The sequence below is a fragment of the Micromonospora parva genome (genome assembly GCF_000718515.1).
GTDB lineage: Bacteria > Actinomycetota > Actinomycetes > Mycobacteriales > Micromonosporaceae > Micromonospora > Micromonospora parva.
On sequence record NZ_JNZS01000010.1, the window covers coordinates 117,198 to 135,094 of the forward strand.

12 protein-coding genes are annotated in these 17,897 nt (G+C 71.0%); 9 read left to right on the plus strand and 3 right to left on the minus strand.

The window, feature by feature from the left end; genetic code table 11:
- The first annotated feature begins 51 nt into the window (after positions 1 to 51).
- The 5 genes from IF22_RS0115630 to IF22_RS0115650 all read left to right on the plus strand — a co-directional run bounded on the left by IF22_RS0115630 (position 52) and on the right by IF22_RS0115650 (position 7,333).
- The gene (locus IF22_RS0115630) at positions 52 to 1,893 is read left to right on the plus strand and encodes a glycoside hydrolase family 15 protein (RefSeq protein WP_036411565.1); all 1,842 of its coding nucleotides are present in this window, start codon (positions 52 to 54) and stop codon (positions 1,891 to 1,893) included.
- Positions 1,894 to 2,110: 217 nt separating this feature from the next.
- The gene (locus tag IF22_RS35410) at positions 2,111 to 2,260 is read left to right on the plus strand and encodes a hypothetical protein (protein WP_165947858.1); all 150 of its coding nucleotides are present in this window, start codon (positions 2,111 to 2,113) and stop codon (positions 2,258 to 2,260) included.
- A 17-nt stretch (positions 2,261 to 2,277) separates the two neighbouring features.
- Complete coding sequence (locus IF22_RS0115640; RefSeq protein ID WP_030332609.1) at positions 2,278 to 3,711, plus strand: class I SAM-dependent methyltransferase; 1,434 nt, start codon at positions 2,278 to 2,280, stop codon at positions 3,709 to 3,711.
- Positions 3,704 to 5,749 (plus strand): sulfatase-like hydrolase/transferase, encoded by a 2,046-nt coding sequence (locus IF22_RS0115645; protein ID WP_051708519.1) that lies wholly within the window; start codon positions 3,704 to 3,706, stop codon positions 5,747 to 5,749. The genes IF22_RS0115640 and IF22_RS0115645 overlap by 8 nt, the downstream gene beginning before the upstream one ends.
- Before the next feature lie 300 nt (positions 5,750 to 6,049).
- Positions 6,050 to 7,333 (plus strand): citrate synthase, encoded by a 1,284-nt coding sequence (locus IF22_RS0115650; protein WP_030332612.1) that lies wholly within the window; start codon positions 6,050 to 6,052, stop codon positions 7,331 to 7,333.
- 182 nt (positions 7,334 to 7,515) lie between these two features.
- Here the strand turns inward: IF22_RS0115650 and IF22_RS0115655 are convergent, their stop codons facing one another.
- Positions 7,516 to 8,160 carry a maleylpyruvate isomerase N-terminal domain-containing protein gene (locus IF22_RS0115655; RefSeq protein ID WP_156057571.1) on the minus strand — a complete coding sequence of 215 codons (645 nt, stop codon included), beginning with the start codon at positions 8,158 to 8,160 and terminating at the stop codon, positions 7,516 to 7,518.
- A gap of 317 nt (positions 8,161 to 8,477) precedes the next feature.
- Complete coding sequence (locus IF22_RS0115660) at positions 8,478 to 9,917, minus strand: glycosyltransferase family 4 protein (protein WP_030332616.1); 1,440 nt, start codon at positions 9,915 to 9,917, stop codon at positions 8,478 to 8,480.
- Positions 9,918 to 10,233: 316 nt separating this feature from the next.
- Here IF22_RS0115660 and glgX point away from each other — a divergent pair, with 316 nt between their 5' ends.
- The 4 genes from glgX to IF22_RS0115680 all read left to right on the plus strand — a co-directional run bounded on the left by glgX (position 10,234) and on the right by IF22_RS0115680 (position 17,198).
- Positions 10,234 to 12,351: a glycogen debranching protein GlgX gene (gene glgX / locus IF22_RS0115665; RefSeq protein WP_030332618.1), complete on the plus strand. Its 2,118-nt coding sequence runs from the start codon at positions 10,234 to 10,236 to the stop codon at positions 12,349 to 12,351.
- A gap of 1 nt (position 12,352) precedes the next feature.
- A complete protein-coding gene (gene treY, locus IF22_RS0115670) occupies positions 12,353 to 14,659 on the plus strand; it encodes a malto-oligosyltrehalose synthase (RefSeq protein ID WP_030332620.1) in 2,307 nt (768 codons plus the stop codon).
- On the plus strand, positions 14,656 to 16,380 hold the full coding sequence (gene treZ / locus IF22_RS0115675; protein ID WP_030332622.1) for a malto-oligosyltrehalose trehalohydrolase: 1,725 nt from the start codon (positions 14,656 to 14,658) through the stop codon (positions 16,378 to 16,380). Before treY ends, treZ begins: the two co-directional genes overlap by 4 nt.
- A 428-nt stretch (positions 16,381 to 16,808) precedes the next feature.
- Positions 16,809 to 17,198 carry a hypothetical protein gene (locus IF22_RS0115680; RefSeq protein WP_030332624.1) on the plus strand — a complete coding sequence of 130 codons (390 nt, stop codon included), beginning with the start codon at positions 16,809 to 16,811 and terminating at the stop codon, positions 17,196 to 17,198.
- 268 nt (positions 17,199 to 17,466) lie between these two features.
- Here IF22_RS0115680 and IF22_RS0115685 read toward each other — a convergent pair whose 3' ends face one another.
- A complete protein-coding gene (locus IF22_RS0115685; RefSeq protein WP_030332625.1) occupies positions 17,467 to 17,829 on the minus strand; it encodes a nuclear transport factor 2 family protein in 363 nt (120 codons plus the stop codon).
- Between the last annotated feature and the right edge of the window lie 68 nt (positions 17,830 to 17,897).

Genomic DNA, 17,897 nt, shown 5'->3' on the forward strand with positions numbered 1-17,897 from the left:
GGCATGACCGGTAGTCGCGTTTCCGCGCCGACCCGCCGGGTAGGCAGTCGCGTGCCGGCCTTCGGCTCCGCGAGCACGCCGCCGATCGACTCGTACGCGTTCCTCTCCGACACCCACACCGGGGCGCTGATCGGCGCGGACGGCGCTGTCGACTGGTTCTGTGTGCCGCACTTCGAGGGCGACGCGGTCTTCGCCCGGCTGCTGGACCGTCGCGTCGGTGGCGCGTTCACCTTCTCCGTCGCCGCTGACGCCGCGCCGGTCCGCCGGTACCTGCCCGGCACCCTGGTGGTGGAGAGCGCGTACCGGGCCGCCGGTGGCACCGCGACCGGTCAGGACTTCCTCGCCGTCCGGACCGGCGACGAGGCGCAGCCGTTCCGCGCGGACATGCTGCTGGTGCGCCGCCTGCACGTGCGCGCCGGGTCGGTGCGGGTACGAGCCGAGGTGACACCGCGCCCCGGGTACGGTTCCCGCCCGGTGGACTGGCGGTGGGACCACGGCCAGTGGGTGGCCGCCGAGGCGGGGCTGCGGCTGCGTTCCGGGCTGTCGTTCCGGGTCGACGGCGCGACGCTGCGCGCCGAAACGGTGCTGCGCGCGGGGCAGACGGTCGACGTACTGCTCGGTTACGGCCCCGGCCGCATCGACGAGGTCGACCCGGCCGAGCTGCTGGCGCGGACCTGCCGGACCTGGCGGGAGTGGACGGACCGTACCGACTACACCGGGCGGGGCAGCGCCGAGGTGCGGCACAGCGCGGCCGTCCTGCGGGGCCTGTCGTTCGACGAGACCGGTGCGTTGCTCGCCGCGCCGACCGCCTCGCTGCCCGAGGAGATCGGCGGCGTGCGCAACTGGGACTACCGCTTCACCTGGCACCGCGACGCCGCGCTGCTGCTGCTCGCGCTGTTCCGGCTGGGTCACGCCGAGGAGGGCCGTCGTTACCTGCACTTCCTGCTCACCATGTGCGATTGTGCCGGCGAGGTTCTCACCCCCCTCGTCGGGATCCACGGGGTGACCCGCGAGGAGGCGGTGCTTGAGCACCTCGACGGGTACGCCGACTCACGGCCGGTGCGTATCGGCAACGAGGCCGCCCACCAGCTGCAGTTCGACACGTACGGGCACGTGCTCGACGCCACGCTGTCGTACCAGCAGCTCACCGGCGAGTTGACCACTGAGCAGTGGCAGGTGCTGCGCCGGCACGTGGACACCATGGCCACCCGGTGGCGGGAGCCGGACCACGGCATCTGGGAGATCCGCGGGCCGCTGCGGCACTACGTCAACTCGAAGATGATGGCCTGGGTCTGCCTCGACCGGGGCATCCGCCTCGCCGACCTGGTCGGCGACCACGACGCCCCCGTCGAGCGGTGGCGCGGGGAGCGCGACGCCATCCACGCCGAGGTCGTCGAGCGTGGTTTCGACAGCGGCATCGGCAGCTTTGTGCTGGCGTACGACTCGACCGAACTCGACGCGTCGTTGCTGCGGATGCCCTTGGTCGGGTTCCTCGCCGGTGACGACCCGCGGGTGCTGTCCACCATCGATCGCATCCGGCGGGATCTGGCCGTCGCCCCGGCGCTCATCCGCCGGTACACGGCCGACGACGGGTTGCCCGGGCAGGAGGGCGCGTTCCTGCTCTGCTGCTTCGAGCTGGTCTCGGCCCTGGTCCTGGCGGGGCGACGCGAGCAGGCCGCCGAGTTGTTCGACCAGTTGTGCGGGTACGCCGGGCCGCTCGGCCTGTACGCCGAGCAGCTCGACGCCGACGGCACCGCGTTGGGCAACTACCCGCAGGCCTTCACCCACCTGGCGTTGATCGAGGCGGCGCTGAACCTCGACGGTGCCGGCGACCGCGACGCGCTGCACGCGTGGGCGCAACGGGCGGCGCGACCGGGAACAGCCGACGGCTGACCGCGTCTCGGTGAGGTCCCAGCGCGTGTCCGCAGCGTGCCGGCGTGCCCGGCCGTCGTTGCCGCATTCTGTGCCGAGTCTGGGAGTCCGCCGATGTGCCCGCGACGGCAACGGGGACCAGCGTACGGTGATGGACAAGTCCGGCTTTCCGGGTTAAAAGCCTCATTGGTGATGACCGGGATGCCGGTGTCGAGACGGCGAGGGCAAGGAGCGATCCGTGGAACATCTGGCCTACCTGGACGCGGGGTCCGGCAGCCTGATCGTGCAGGCGGTCGTGGGTGGGGTGGCCGGCGCCGCGGTCGCCGCGAAGCTCTACTGGCGACGGCTCGTCGACCGGTTCCGCCGGCAACCCACCGACCAGCGCTGAGCAGGCCAGTCCCGACCATGGCGATCTCACCCACCGGGGTACGGCCCGAGCCGGCCTCCTTCCGCGACCCGGCCAACCGGGTCTTCCACGTCGGCGACGAGGTGCTGCGCGGGCTGGACCCCCAGGCCGCGCAGCACTGGCGGGCGTTGACCGGCAGCACGTTCTTTCCGGCACTCGTCGCCGCGCGCAAGGTCTGCGCCACCGATGACGCCCCGCCCACACTGGTGCCCGCCGCGACCGGAACACCGTGGGCCGCCGTGCTGCGTCACGAGCGCATCCCGTTCGTCTCCCACCCGTACGAGTGGTCGTTCAGCATGCTGCGCGACGCCGCCCTGCTGCACCTGGAGATCCTCAACGCCGCGCTCGGCGAGGGTTTCACCACCAAGGACGGCTCCGCGTACAACCTCCAGTGGCGCGGCGCCGAACCGGTCTTCATCGACATCGGCTCGTTCGAACCGGTCCGCGACGGCGAACCGTGGGCCGGCTACCGGCAGTTCTGCCAGACAGTGCTCTACCCGCTGATGCTCACCGCCCACCTGGGCGTCGACTTCCAACCCTGGCTGCGCGCCCGGGTCGACGGCATCGAGGCCGACGAGCTGCGGCCCCTGTTCACCGGTGCCCGTCGGCTGCGCCCCGGCGTGCTGACCCACCTGCATCTGCACGGGGCCATGCAGCAACGCAACGCCGCCGCCAGCACCACCGAGGTCCGCGACCAACTGCGGGCTGCCGGCTTCTCCCGGGAGTTGCTGCTCGCCACCGTCCGCGGCATCGAGAAACTGGTCCGCAAGCTGGAGCACCGCCCGGCCGGGACCCACTGGTCGGACTACCAGCGCACCTGCGGCTACTCGGCCCGCGACCGGGTGGCGAAGGAGCAGTTCGTGGCCGCCTCGGTGGCTGCCGCCGGCACCCGCCCCCGCCTGGTGCTCGACCTCGGCGCCAACGACGGCCGGTACTCCCGGTTGGCGGCCGGGCACGCCGACTACGTGGTCGCCGTCGAGCAGGACCCGGCCGTTGTCGACGAGCTGTACCGCAAACTGCGCTCCGAGGGGCAGCGCCGCATCCTGCCGCTGGTGCTGGACCTGGCCGACCCCTCGCCGGGCGGCGGCTGGCGCGGCGTCGAGCGGGCCGGCTTCGCCGAGCGGGCGTCCGCCGACGTGGTGCTCGCCCTGGCCGTCGTGCACCACCTGGCGATCGGGCGCAACGTGCCGCTGCCGGAGGTCGTCGACTGGCTCGCCGGGCTGACCGCACCGGGCGGGGCGGTGGTGGTGGAGTTCGTCCACCCGGAGGACCCGATGGCGACCCGGCTGCTGGCCAACAAGCCCGCCGACCTCTTCCCGGACTACCGCCGCGACGCCTTCGAGACGGTGCTCGCCGCCCGGGGACGGATCACCGACCGGCTGGAGCTGCCCTCGGGCACCCGCACCCTCTACCGGACGGTGATGGGTGGCTGAACCGGCCTCCGTCGACCCGCCCGCCCTGCCGGACCCGCCGGCCGGGCGGTGGGAGCGGGGCTGGCGCGCAGAGCTGGGCCGGCTGCTGGAGATCGTCGCGCTGGTCGGTCTCGTGGTCACCCAACCCCTGCTGGACGTGCTCGGCCGCAGCCCCGACTTCTTCCTCTTCCACCGCGCCGACCCGGCCGAGATCCTGCTGCTGGTCGCCCTGGTGACGGTGGTTCCCACCGTCGCGGTGGCGCTGCTCGGGGCGCTCAGCCGACTCGCCGGCCGGACCGCCCGCGCCGTCACCCACACCGGGCTGGTCGGGCTGCTGGTCGCCGCGCTCGCCGTGCAGGTGGGCCGACACGTGACGCCGCTTCGGGGCGTACCGCTGCTGCTGGTGGCCGTGCTGGCCGGAGCCGCCGGCGCGCTCGCGCACCGGCGGTGGCGGGCGCCGGGCCGGGCCCTGCGACTGGCCGCCGCCGGCCCGGTGGCCTTCGTGGCGCTCTTCCTGCTCGTCTCGCCCACCTCGGCGGTGGTCCTGCCGCGCGGCGACGGCGGTGCGGCAGGGACCGCGCAGGGTTCGGCCGTGCACCCACCGGTGGTCATGCTGATCCTCGACGAGCTGCCACTGGTCAGCCTGCTCGGCCCGGACGGACAGATCGACGCCGGTCGGTACCCGCACTTCGCCGAACTGGCCGGCGCCTCCACCTGGTACCGCAACTCGACAGGGGTCAGCGGGTGGACACCGAACGCGCTGCCGGCGATGCTCACCGGCCGCTACCCGGCGAAGCCCGTCGCCCCGCACTACTCGCAGTACCCGGACAACATCTTCACCGCCTTCGGCGGCCTCTACGACATCAAGGCCGAGGAGAGCATCACCCGGCTGTGCCCACCCAGCCGGTGCGAACAGCCGGTCACCCCGGAACAGGGGATGGGCGTGCTGGTCCGCGAGACCGGCAAGCTGCTCGGCCGGGTCGCCGGGCCGACCGAGAGCACCGTCGACCCGGAAGACTCCTATCGCGAGCAGACCCGGGCCGAAGCCGGCCTGGACGCCGCCGAACCGGTGCCGGCCGACCCGAAGTTCCGGTGGGACAGCCTGGACGACAACCAACCGGCCCGGTTCACCAGCTTCCTGGCCGGGCTGAAGCCGACCGCCCGCCCCACCCTGCACTTCCTGCACCTGCTGATGCCGCACTCACCGTGGGCGTACCTGCCGTCCGGCGCGCGCTACGACGCCCCCGAGGACCTGCCCAACGACGGCGCCGGCTGGGTCGATCTGGCCCGGCAGCGGCACCTCGCCCAGCTCGGCTACACCGACCGGCTGATCGGCGAGACACTGCGGACGCTGCGCGCCAGCGGCCTCTACGACCAGGCGCTCGTCGTGGTGACCGCCGACCACGGGGTGAGCTTCCGCCCCGGCGCCCAGGGCCGGGGCATGGACGCCATCAAGGCCGCCGCCGGCGAGGTCGCCTGGGTGCCGACGTTCGTCAAGGAACCCCGGCAGCAGACCGGCCGGGTCGACGACCGCAACTGGGAACACGTCGACCTGCTGCCGACGGTGGCCGACGAGGCCGGCATCCGGTTGCCCTGGCGGGTCGACGGGCGCTCCGCCCGGCAGGCGCCCCGCACCGACGGTACGAAGCACTTCTACGACCGCCCCGGCGAACCGGTCACCTTCCCCGGCGGCGTACCCACCCCGCCGCCGCTGCCCACACCGCACCCTCTGGTCGGCACCGAGGTACGCGCCGGCCCGGCCGCCGGCAGCGCCCGGGTCGCCGACCTGGCCGCGTTCACCGCCACCGACCCGGACACCGGCACCCTGCCGGCGCTGGTCTGGGGCGACGTCCCGGACCGGATCCCGGACGGCACCCTGCTCGCCGTCGCCGTCAACGGTCGCGTCGGGGCGGTCGTCCCGGTGGTGCCGGCCGACCCCGGCGGACGCCGGTTCGCCGCGCTGCTCGCCGACGACAAGCTGTTCCACGCCGGCACCAACACACTCGACGTCTACCAGGTCGCGGCGGACGGTGCGCTGCGCCGCCTCACCCTGTCGTGACTGTGCTTCCGGATTGGTCTCGCCTGATGTCCGGGGTCGGCCCGGTCTGGCGTCGGGGTCCGATCCGGCCTGGCTCTCCGGGCCGGTCGGGTCTGGTGTCCGGGGTCGGTCCGGTCTGGCTTCCGGGTCCGGTCCGGTCCGGTCCCGGTTGGCGGGATGCCGGGTTTCCCGGCCGCCTGGTCGGGAATCGGGTGACGCATACCTCACCGCCGAACCACGGCGGGCGTTGTCCCCCGAGCCGCAATTACGGTAGAAGCGAAGGCAATTCAACGTAGATCTGCCGGCGAAGCGAGGAACCACATGACGGAAGTCAAGCTCGATCACCCCGGTGGGCAGCTGTCGATGCCGGTGCATCCTGCGGTCGAGGGCCCCGCCGGTATCGGGGTGAGCAAGCTGCTGAAGGAAACCGGGATGACCACGTACGACCCCGGTTTCGTCAACACCGCCGCTGCCTCATCCGCGATCACCTACATCGACGGCGACGCGGGCATCCTGCGTTACCGGGGGTACCCGATCGAGCAGCTGGCCGAGAAGTCCTCCTTCCTGGAGGTCTCCTACCTGCTCATCTACGGTGAGCTGCCGACCGAGCAGCAGCTGACCGAGTTCACCGAGTGGATTCGGCGCCACTCGCTGCTGCACGAGGAGATGCGTCGCTTCTTCGACGGCTTCCCCCGGGACGCCCACCCGATGGCGGTGCTCTCGTCCGCGGTGAGCGCCCTGTCCACCTTTTACCAGGACAGCCTGGACCCGTTCGACTCCGAGCACGTGGAGATCTCCACGGTCCGGCTGATGGCCAAGGTCCCCACCATCGCCTCGTACGCGTACAAGAAGTCCATCGGTCAGCCGCTGCTGTACCCGGACAACTCGCTGGGCTACGTGGACAACCTGCTGCGGATGACGTTCGGCGTGCCGGCGGAGCCGTACGAGGTCGACCCGGTGATGTCGAAGGTGCTGGACATGCTCTTCGTCCTGCACGCCGACCACGAGCAGAACTGCTCCACGTCGACAGTCCGGCTGGTCGGCTCCAGCAACGCCAACCTGTTCGCCTCGGTCTCGGCCGGCGTGAACGCGCTGTTCGGCCCCCTGCACGGCGGCGCCAACCAGGCGGTGCTGGAGATGCTCCAGCAGATCCACGCCGGCGACGACGACGTCCGGTCCTTTGTCCGTAAGGTCAAGGACAAGCAGGACGGCGTCAAGCTGATGGGCTTTGGCCACCGGGTCTACAAGAACTACGACCCGCGGGCGGCGATCGTCAAGAAGGCCGCGCAGGACGTGCTGGGCCGGATGGCCAAGCCCGACCCGCTGCTGGACATCGCCATGGAGCTGGAGGAGATCGCCCTCGCCGACGACTTCTTCGTCTCGCGTCGGCTCTACCCGAACGTGGACTTCTACACCGGTCTGATCTACAAGGCCATGGGCTTCCCGACCAAGATGTTCACCGTGCTCTTCGCGCTCGGCCGGCTGCCCGGCTGGATCGCCCAGTGGCGCGAGATGATCAACGACCCGGAGACCAAGATTGGCCGTCCGCGGCAGGTCTACGTCGGCTCCGCCGAGCGGAACTACGTCCCCTTCGGCGAGCGCTGACCCGCTCTTCGTTGCACAGCAGGCCGTCGACCCCTCCGGGTCGGCGGCCTGCCGCGTTTCCGCTCTGGCCGTGCCCGATCGGCCTTGATCGACTCGGGATTCTTGAAGGCGCGGTGTTCCCCGGTCCGGGACACCCCGACTTTCAGGAAGCCGAGTCGATCACGACCGGGCACCGCCGGGAGTCAGAATGCCGAGATGTCCTGGGACCGCTCGCTGCGGCTCAGGGCGCTGATCAGCGCCGACTGACCACGGCGGCGCACCGCCAGGCGGACCAGCAGGTCCCGGACGGGGTCGAAGACGTCCGCCGGGAACTCCGGCGTGGGTACGCCGACGCTCACCGCGAGGTCGTCGGAGTGCACGACGATCTCCAGCTGGCGGGTGAGCAGGAAGTCCCCGCGCCGCAACGACCAGCCCTGCCACGGGATCGGCACGACCTCACCGGCGGCACCCCGGGAGAGCAGGTCGCCGACCACTTCCAGCGCCTGGGCGCAGCGGGCGTGCAGGTCGGCCGGTCCGCGGGCCGCGTCCGCCTCGTCGTTGCTCTCGGCGACCGACTTCTCGTCCGGGGTGCCCTCGCTGACCCACGGGGCCTGCTCGTAGTGGTCGTCCGCCGAATCCAACGTCGGTAGGTCGGTCGGCATCGGCAGCAACTCGGCGGCGCGGACCGCCTGACGTCCCAGGTGGCACGCCAGGCCACCCACTGACAGGTGTGGCAGCGCGCTCGGGTGTGACCACCGCTCGGTCACCTCGGGGCGTCGGATCAGGTCCAGCGCGACGGCGGCGGCGGTCGGAAAGGCGGCATCCAGGGCGTCGACAGCGCGAAACATCAGCACATTCTGGCAGGACCGGCCGACAGCCGCCGAGCGGCGCGGCCCGGCCCGACGGGCACCATACGCGGCGGGCCCAGCGTGATCGACTCGGCCCGGCCGGCACCATACCCGGCGGGCCCACCCGCGCGGCCCGCCCCGACGGGCATCACACCCGCCGGGCCCAGCGTGATCGACTCGGCTTTCAGGAAGTCGGGGCGTCCCCGGCACTGGGACACCCCGACTTCAAGAAAACCGAGTCGATCAACCGCACAAGGCAAGGCCCCGCCCGGCCCGCCCGCCCCGCCCGGCCAACCGCAAGGGCCGGGCCGGCGTGGTCAGCGCAGGCCGGCGGCGGCGAGCAGGTTGCCCTCGGGGAGCGCCGGAAGCGCACGGCCCTGCGACATCCGCTGCTCGGCGCGTTCGGCGGTGAACGCGGCGTCGTGCTGGATGGCGGCGGCGTAGCTGGCGGCGGTGTGCTGGGCGATCGCGGCCCAGCCGTACTGGTCGTGGACCATCCGGCGGGCGTGGCGGGCCATGGCACGGGTGCGGTCGGCGTCGGACAGCAGGGCGTGCACGGCGTCGGTCAGGCTGTCCGGGTCGTGCGGGCGGAAGGTCATCCCGGTGACACCCGGTTCGACGATCTCGGCGAGGCCACCGGTGGCGGCGACGGCGAGCGGCGCACCGGCCGCGGCGCCTTCCAGGGCGACCATGCCGAACGGCTCGTAGATGCTGGGCACGGCGAAGCAGTCGGACGCGGCCATCAGCGCCGGCAGGTCGGTGCCGCCGAGGAAGCCCGGCATGCTGACCATGCCGCCGAGGCCGCGGCGGTGCACCTCGGCCTCCAACTCGGCGCGGTACGGGCCGTCGCCGGCGATCACGGCACGCAGCCCGGGGTGCCGTTCGCGCAGCCGGGGGAGCGCGGCGATCAGGTGCTGCACGCCCTTCTCGTACACCAGGCGGCCGGCGAAGGTGACCAGCGGGCCGTCCCCGGCGAACCGGGCGCGGGCGGCGGCCACCGCGCTCGCGGGCACCCGCCAGCGGTGCGGCTCCACGCCGTTGGCGACCACGTCGACCCTCCCGGCCGGTACGCCGAACAGCGCGTTCACCTCGTCGCGCATGTACCCGGAGCAGACGATCACCCGGTTGGACTCGCTGCTGAGCCAGTGCTCGACACCGTGGATGGTGCGGTTCATCTCCTCCGGCAGCCAGCCCTGGTGCCGACCGGCCTCGGTGGCGTGGATCGTGCTGACCAGCGGGATGTCCAGGTGCTCGCGCAGCGTCATCGCGGTGTGCGCGACGAGCCAGTCGTGGGCGTGGATGACGTCGTACGAGCCGGCCTGGGTGGCGCGCAGCGCGGTGCGGGTGAGGGTGTGGTTGAAGGCCATCGTCCAGGCCAGCAGCGAACCGGTGGCGAGGGGGAAGGTGACCGGGTCCTCGGGAGCGCGCAGGATGCGTACGCCCTCGGCGTACTCCTCCAGGGGCGCGCCCTCGCTGTGCCGGGTGACCACGGTGACCTCGTGGCCGGCGGCGGCCAGGGCCACCGACAGGGCGTGCACGTGGCGGCCGAGGCCACCGACGAGCACCGGCGGGTACTCCCAGGACAGCATGAGGATGCGGCGGGTCTGCGGGGGCACCCCGGGGCCGGACTGCGCCGGCACGACCGGGCCGGACTGCGGGCTCGGGCCGGGCTGCGCGTTGGGCCGTGAGGTGAGGGTGGGCCGGTGGGCCCGGTCCTTGGTGGCAGCGAGCTGCTCGTCGACCCGCAGGGTCGTCACATCAATCTCCGTCCATGCATGGTGGTGCGCGCCGGCGTCAGTGGCGGCGGAGCGAGAGGTGTAAGGGGTGGCCGAGGGCCTGGCGGGCGCGAGCGGACGCTTGCCCCCGAACAAGGAAAGGGCATCCGGCCCAAGAACGCATCTCGAAAAGGGCCATCGTGACGGAGGACACCCGATGGTTTAGGTCGCATCAGACAGGTGGTTTCCGGGCACCGCCTGAAAGGATGGATTGGCGCGTACGGGCAGGGGGCACTACCTGCCTGCGCGCGGGGCAGCGTCGGCCGGTGCGCACATCACCATGGGTTGAGGGAGCAAGATGCAGGTCTGGCCGGGCGAGCGGTACCCCCTTGGCGCCACCTACGACGGGATGGGCACCAACTTCGCCATCTTCTCCGAGGTGGCCGAGCGGGTCGAGCTGTGCCTCTTCGACGAGTGGGACACCGGCGCGGAGCGCCGCGTCGAGCTGCGCGAGGTGGACGCCTACGTGTGGCACGCGTACCTGCCGGGCATCGAGCCGGGCCAGCGCTACGGCTACCGGGTGCACGGTCCGTACGACCCCGCGAACGGGCTGCGCTGCAACCCGAACAAGCTGCTGATCGACCCGTACGCGAAGGCCATCGACGGTGACGTGACGTGGGACCCGGCGGTCTACGACTACGACATGGACGAGCCGGAGCGGATGAACGAAACCGACTCCGCGCCGTTCATGCCGAAGTCGGTGGTGGTGAACCCGTACTTCGACTGGGGCAACGACAAGCCGCCGCGCACCCCTTACCACCACTCGGTGATCTACGAGGCGCACGTACGCGGGCTGACCATGCGCCACCCGGACATCCCGGAGGAGCTGCGCGGCACGTACGCGGGCATCGCCTCCCCACCGATGATCGACTATCTGACCCGGCTCGGGGTGACGGCGATCGAGCTGATGCCGGTGCACCAGTTCATCCACGACAACCGCCTCGCCGACCTGGGGCTGCGCAACTACTGGGGTTACAACACCATCGGCTTCTTCGCCCCGCACCACGGCTACTCGGCGCTGGGCCGGCTCGGCCAGCAGGTGCAGGAGTTCCGGGGCATGGTGAAGGCGCTGCACGCGGCCGGCATCGAGGTCATCCTCGACGTGGTCTACAACCACACCGCCGAGGGCAACCACCTCGGGCCGACGCTGAGCTTCAAGGGGGTGGACGCGCCGAGCTACTACCGGCTCAGCGAGGAGGACCCCCGCTACTTCGTCGACTACACCGGCACCGGCAACAGCCTCAACGTGCGCAGCCCGCACTCCCTGCAACTGATCATGGATTCGTTGCGGTACTGGGTGACCGAGATGCACGTCGACGGCTTCCGGTTCGACCTGGCCGCCACCCTGGCCCGCGAGTTCTACGAGGTGGACCGCCTGTCCACCTTCTTCGAGGTGGTGCAGCAGGACCCGGTGGTCAGCCAGGTGAAGCTGATCGCCGAACCGTGGGACGTCGGCCCCGGCGGCTACCAGGTGGGCAACTTCCCGCCGCTGTGGACCGAGTGGAACGGCAAGTACCGCGACACCGTGCGGGACTTCTGGCGCGGTGAGCCGGCCACCCTGGCCGAGTTCGCGTCCCGCATCTCCGGCTCGGCCGACCTCTACCAGGACGACGGCCGCCGCCCGTTCCACAGCATCAACTTCGTCACCGTGCACGACGGGTTCACCCTCAACGACCTGGTGTCGTACAACGACAAGCACAACGAGGCCAACGGCGAGGACAACCGGGACGGCGAGAGCCACAACCGGTCCTGGAACTGCGGGGTCGAGGGCGACACCGACGACGAGGCGGTGCTCGCGCTGCGGGCCAAGCAGCGGCGCAACTTCCTGGCCACCCTGATGCTGTCGCAGGGCGTGCCGATGATCGGCCACGGTGACGAGCTGGGCCGCACCCAGCACGGCAACAACAACGTCTATTGCCAGGACAGCGAGCTGGCCTGGGTCGACTGGGACAACGCCGACGAGCAGCTGCTGGACTTCGTCCGCACGCTCACCGCGTTCCGCAAACGACACCAGGTGTTCCGCCGCCGCCGGTTCTTCACCGGCCTGCCGGTGGGCGGGCGCGGCATCGACGAGCCGCTGCCCGACCTGGCCTGGTACACCCCGGACGGGCGGGAGATGACCGGCGAGGACTGGGGCAACGACTTCGGCCGCTCGGTGGCGCTCTTCGTCAACGGCGAGGGCATCCGCGAGCGCGGCCAGTACGGCCAGAAGCACCACGACGCGTCGTTCCTGCTCTGCTTCAACGCCCACGACGCGCCACTGGACTTCACCATGCCCGGCAGCGAGTACGGCCAGAAGTGGGAGCGGGTGATCAGCACCGCCGAGCCGGAGCCGGACGACGCCACGGTGATCAGCGCGGGCGGCACCATCCGGGTGCCGGACCGCTCCCTCGTCGTGCTGGAGAGGATGATCTGACATGCCGGCCACCCCTCCGAAGGCCACCTACCGCGTCCAGGTCCGCCCCGGTTTCGACCTGGACGCCACCGCCGCGATCGTCGACTACCTGGCCGACCTCGGCGTCAGCCACCTCTACAGCGCCCCGCTGCTGACCGCCACCCCCGGTTCCCAGCACGGCTACGACGTGGTCGACCACCGGGCCGTCAACCCGGAGCTGGGCGGGGAGGCCGCCCGGCAGCGGCTGCTGCGCGCGCTGCGCGACAAGGGCCTCGGCCTGGTCGTCGACATCGTGCCCAACCACGCCGGGGTGGCCGTCCCGGCCGCCAACCCGGCCTGGTGGGACGTGCTGCGCCGGGGGCGCGACTCGGCGTACGCCGACTGGTTCGACATCGACTGGGACCGTGGCCGGCTACTGCTGCCGGTGCTGGCCGACGACGCGGGCGCCCTGGACGACCTCAAGCTCGTCGACGGGGAGCTGCGCTACCACGAGCACCGCTTCCCGGTCGCCGACGGCACTGGCGACGGCACCGCGGCCGAGGTGCACGACCGGCAGCACTACGAGCTGGTGTCCTGGCGGCGCGGTGACGCCGAGCTGACGTACCGCCGGTTCTTCGCCATCGCGGGCCTGGCGGGCCTGCGGGTGGAGGACCCGGCGGTGTTCGCCGCCACCCACGAGCTGATCCTGCGCTGGGCCGCCGCCGGGGAGGTCGACGGCATCCGCGTCGACCACCCGGACGGCCTGCGCGACCCGGCCGGCTACCTGGCCCGGCTGCGGGCCGCCGCGCCGGACGCGTGGCTCGTGGTGGAGAAGATCCTGGAGTACGGCGAGGAGCTGCCGGACTGGCCGGTGGACGGCACCACCGGCTACGACGCCCTGGCCATGGCCGGTGGGCTCTTCATCGACATCGACGCCGAGGGCGACTTCACGGTGCTGGACACCCAGCTGGCGGGTCGGCGTACCTCCTGGGAGGACCTGACCCACACCACCAAGCTGGCCGCCGCCACCCAACTGCTCGCCGCCGAGCTGACCCGGCTGGCCGCTCTCGCCCCCGAGGTGCCCACCGAGCAGGCCCGCGCGGCGCTCGCCGAGCTGGCCGCCGCGTTCGACGTCTACCGCGGCTACCCGCCGCACGGCGCCCGGCACCTCGCCGCCGCCCGCTCCGAGGCCGGCCGCCGCCGCCCCGACCTGGCCGCCGCCCTGGACGCGATCACCCGCCGGCTGCGCAACCCCGACGACGAGCTGGCCATGCGGTTCCCCCAGCTCACCGGCGCGGTGATGGCCAAGGGCGTGGAGGACACCGCGTTCTACCGGTGGACCCGGTTCGTGGCGCTCAACGAGGTCGGCGACAGCCCCACCCGCTTCGGGGTGCCACCCGCGGAGTTCCACCGCTTCGCCGCCGCCCAACAGGTCCGCTGGCCGGCCACCATGACCACCCTCTCCACCCACGACACCAAACGCGGCGAGGACGTCCGCGCCCGCCTCGCCGTGCTCAGCGAACTGCCGGGCCGCTGGGCCGAGCAGGTCAAGACCTGGATGGAGTACGCGCCACTGCCCGACCCGGCGTTCGCCCATCTGCTCTGGCAGACCGCCGTCGGCGCGTGGCCGATCGAACGGGAGCGGCTGCACGCGTACGTCGAGAAGGCCGCCCGGGAGGCCGGCGCCTCGACCAGCTGGGGGGACCCGAACCCGGCCTTCGAGCAGGCACTGCACGACGTGGTCGACCGCATGTACGACGACCCGAGCCTGCACGACGAGCTGACCGAACTCGCCGCCGCGATCACCCCGGCCGGCTGGTGCAACTCCCTCGGGCAGAAGCTCATCCAGCTCACCATGCCCGGGGTGCCGGACACCTACCAGGGCACCGAGCTGTGGGACAACTCCCTCGTCGACCCCGACAACCGCCGCCCGGTCGACTTCGACGTACGCCGAGAGTTGCTGGCACGCATCGACGGCGGCTGGCGTCCCCCGATCGACACCGACGGAGCGGCGAAGCTGCTCGTCGTGTCGCGGACCCTGCGGTTGCGGCGGGCGCACCCGGAACTGTTCACCACCTACCGGCCGGTGCCCGCGCACGGGCCGTTGGGCCGGCACGCCCTGGCCTTCGACCGGGGTGGCGTGATCGCCGTGGCGACCCGGCTGCCGCTGGGCCTGGCCCGCGCCGGCGGGTGGTGCGACACAGCCCTGTCACTTCCCGTTCACGAGATGAAGGACCTGTTCACCGGGCGGGTCTACAGTGGCGGGGAGACGCCGCTGGACAATCTCCTGGCCGACTATCCCGTCGCTCTGCTGGCTCCTCCCACCGCTGCCGAGGAGGCCGTTTCATGACCGAATTCTCCGTCTGGGCACCGGACGCCACCCGGGTGCGGCTGCGCCTGGCCGGCGACACCGACCACGAGATGCGCGCCGCCGCCGACGGCTGGTGGCGGGTCGAGGTGCCCGACGCCGGCCTCGACTACTCCTTTCTGCTGAACGACGACGAAACCCCACTGCCCGACCCCCGGTCACCGTGGCAGCCTGCGGGAGTGCACGGGCCCAGCCGCCGCTACGACCATTCCGCCTTCGCGTGGACCGACAGCTCGTGGACCGGCCGGCAACTGCCCGGCAGCATCCTCTACGAGCTGCACATCGGCACCTTCACCCCGGACGGCACCTTCGACGCGGCCATCGACCGCCTCGACCACCTCGTCTCGCTCGGTGTCGACCTGATCGAACTGCTCCCGGTCAACGCCTTCAACGGCGAACACAACTGGGGGTACGACGGCGTCTGCTGGTACGCCCCACACGAGCCCTACGGCGGCCCCGACGGCCTCAAACGGTTCGTCGACGCCGCCCACGCCAAAGGGCTGGGGGTGATCCTCGACGTTGTCTACAACCATTTCGGGCCCTCCGGGGCCTACGCGCCGCAGTTCGGGCCCTACCTCGCCGAGCAGAGCAACAGTTGGGGCCGCTCGGTCAACCTGGACGGCCCGCACTCCGACGAGGTACGCCGCTACATCATCGACAGCGTTCTCATGTGGCTGCGCGACTACCACGTCGACGGGCTACGCCTGGACGCCGTGCACGCGCTGCCGGACACGCGGGCGGTGCCGCTTTTGGAGGAGCTGGCGATTGAGGTCGAGGCTCTGTCGACGCACCTGGGTCGGCCGCTGTCGCTCATCGCCGAGTCTGACCTCAACGACCCGCGGCTGATCACGCCTCGGGAGGCTGGTGGGTTCGGGCTGCACGCCCAGTGGAACGACGATGCGCACCACGCGCTGCACACGTTGTTGACGGGGGAGCGGCAGGGGTACTACGGCGACTTCGGCTCCCTGGAGACGCTGACGGACGTGCTGACCGGTGGGTTCTTCCACGCGGGGACCTGGTCGAGCTTCCGCAATCGGCACCATGGGCGGCCGCTGGATTCGCGGGTGCCTGGTCATCGGCTCGTGGCGTATTTGCAGAACCATGATCAGATCGGCAACCGGGCTACCGGGGATCGGATCTCCGCTTCGTTGTCGCCCGCGCTGCTGCGGGTTGGCGCTGTGCTGCTGCTGACCGCGCCGTTCACTCCCATGCTGTTCATGGGGGAGGAATGGGCGGCCTCCACGCCGTGGCAGTTCTTCACGTCGCACCCCGAGCCGGAGTTGGCGTCTGCGGTGCGGACGGGGCGGCGAAGGGAGTTCGCGTCGCACGGGTGGCCTGAGGGGGACGTGCCGGACCCGCAGGACCCGGAGACGTTCGTACGGTCGCGGTTGGACTGGGCGGAGCTGGACAAGCCTGAGCATGCTTCGATGTTGTCGTTTTACCAGCGGTTGATTGGGCTGCGGCGGTCTCTTCCTGATCTCTCGGATCCTCGGTTGAACGCGGTTTCTGTGCAGCACGGGGATCAGTTTTTGGTGATGCGGCGGGGGGACACGCTGGTCGTGGCGAACTTGGCTGGGCGTGGGCAGGGGGTGTCGTTGCCTGGGGTGGCTCGGCGGGTGCTTCTTGCCACGGGGGAGGGGGTCACCGTGATGCGGGACCGGATCGAGCTTCCTGCGGAGACTGCGGCGATCGTGGCGCTGTGACTGGGCACGTTGACGGGCGAGATGTTTTTGCACACGTCACCCGGGCTTACCGAGCAACGCTCGGGGCCGGAGTGGCTGACTCGACCGCTCCGGCTCTTAATCAAGTATGAGCAATGCTGGTGTGCGTAGAACCGATGATCAGCCCAATAGCTGTTCAGGTTGAACCGTCGTCGGCTGTTTCACGTAGGCTGCGCGACGCAGCCTGAAGGCGAGCAGCGGCAACTACTCGATGAATGTGCCCCTGCGCGGCGGCGTCCATGTGAGCGCCAGCCTCCAGCGCGGCTGGGAGCCATCTTGCACCCTTCTTAACCGCTAGGTGAGGTGCGAGTGATTCCAGTTCACCATCTTGGACGACTACTAATCCGAGCTTAGCAAGGGCATCGACGAGACGCACTGCTGCTGCTCTTTCCGCGCCAATCTTGAGATCTGTGCGACTGAAGTCCCTCGCCCTTGCCCTGTCCACCGCAGGCCTGCTGGCCACCATCCCCGCCGCGTCGGCCTCCGCCGCCGGCCCGTGGCCGAGTGAGGAGCCGTGGCCGCCCGGCAACTGCCAGCAGGGCACCTTCTGCGCCTGGCCCAACTGGGCTCCGGTGAACACCGGCCCCACGGAGACTCCGTCCCTGGTGACCACCGGCCCGTGGACCGGCAGCGCCCCGACGAAGACCTTCTACAACTACACGACCGCGAACGTCGAATTGGAATACCACCACACGTGGCAGGACGACTCGACTGTCATCACGCACTGCGCTACTCCGCGCGGCAACATTTTCTACCTTCAGGTCATCGTGACAAAGGTGAATTGGCACGGCTCCTGCTAGCCGCGTAGCGTCGGCCGCCGGTGTGGGCGCGACGGGCCACGCTCATCGACCCCACCCGGCGGCCCGGCCGCTGATGCCGCAGACGATTCAGCTCCACAGGCACTGACCATCACGGCAGCCGCCCCCGCCGCGCCAGCGTGCCGCGGATGGCCGCCAGGCGACGAACGTCCAGCCGGCGATGATGTCACGAGCGCACTCCGACCGTGGGTGCCGTCGCCAGCCGTCAAACGCCGGGCTCAGCGGCAGTGCCAGCCAACTGCGGACGTCTTTATGCTCGGATTTCCATCTCTGCCACCAACCCGTCGTTGAATCGGTAGACATGCGTGACGGTGTGATCCGCGATTGTCGCTCCGGTTTTGTTGCGGACGACCTGGTGGACGGTGACGACGATTCGCCCGTCGGCCTCCGCGACGAACGCGGTCGGCATGACGGTCGGTTCGAGCTGGTCCCATTGCCTGCGCCAGTAGGCACTCACCTCGTCGCGGCCGTGAACGAGGCCTCCCTCCCAGCCATTTGGCCACGACACATCCGGCGTCATGGCGGCCAGCAGTGCGGGGATGTCGCGCTCGTTGAATGCCGCGTAGAGGTTCGTGAGCAGCCTCTCCGACGTTGCGAGATCCGGCGACTTCATCGAGCCAGCATGGTTGGTGGACCAGACCTCAGGGAAGTCACTTCGCGGTCAGCAGAATGTGGGCGGTG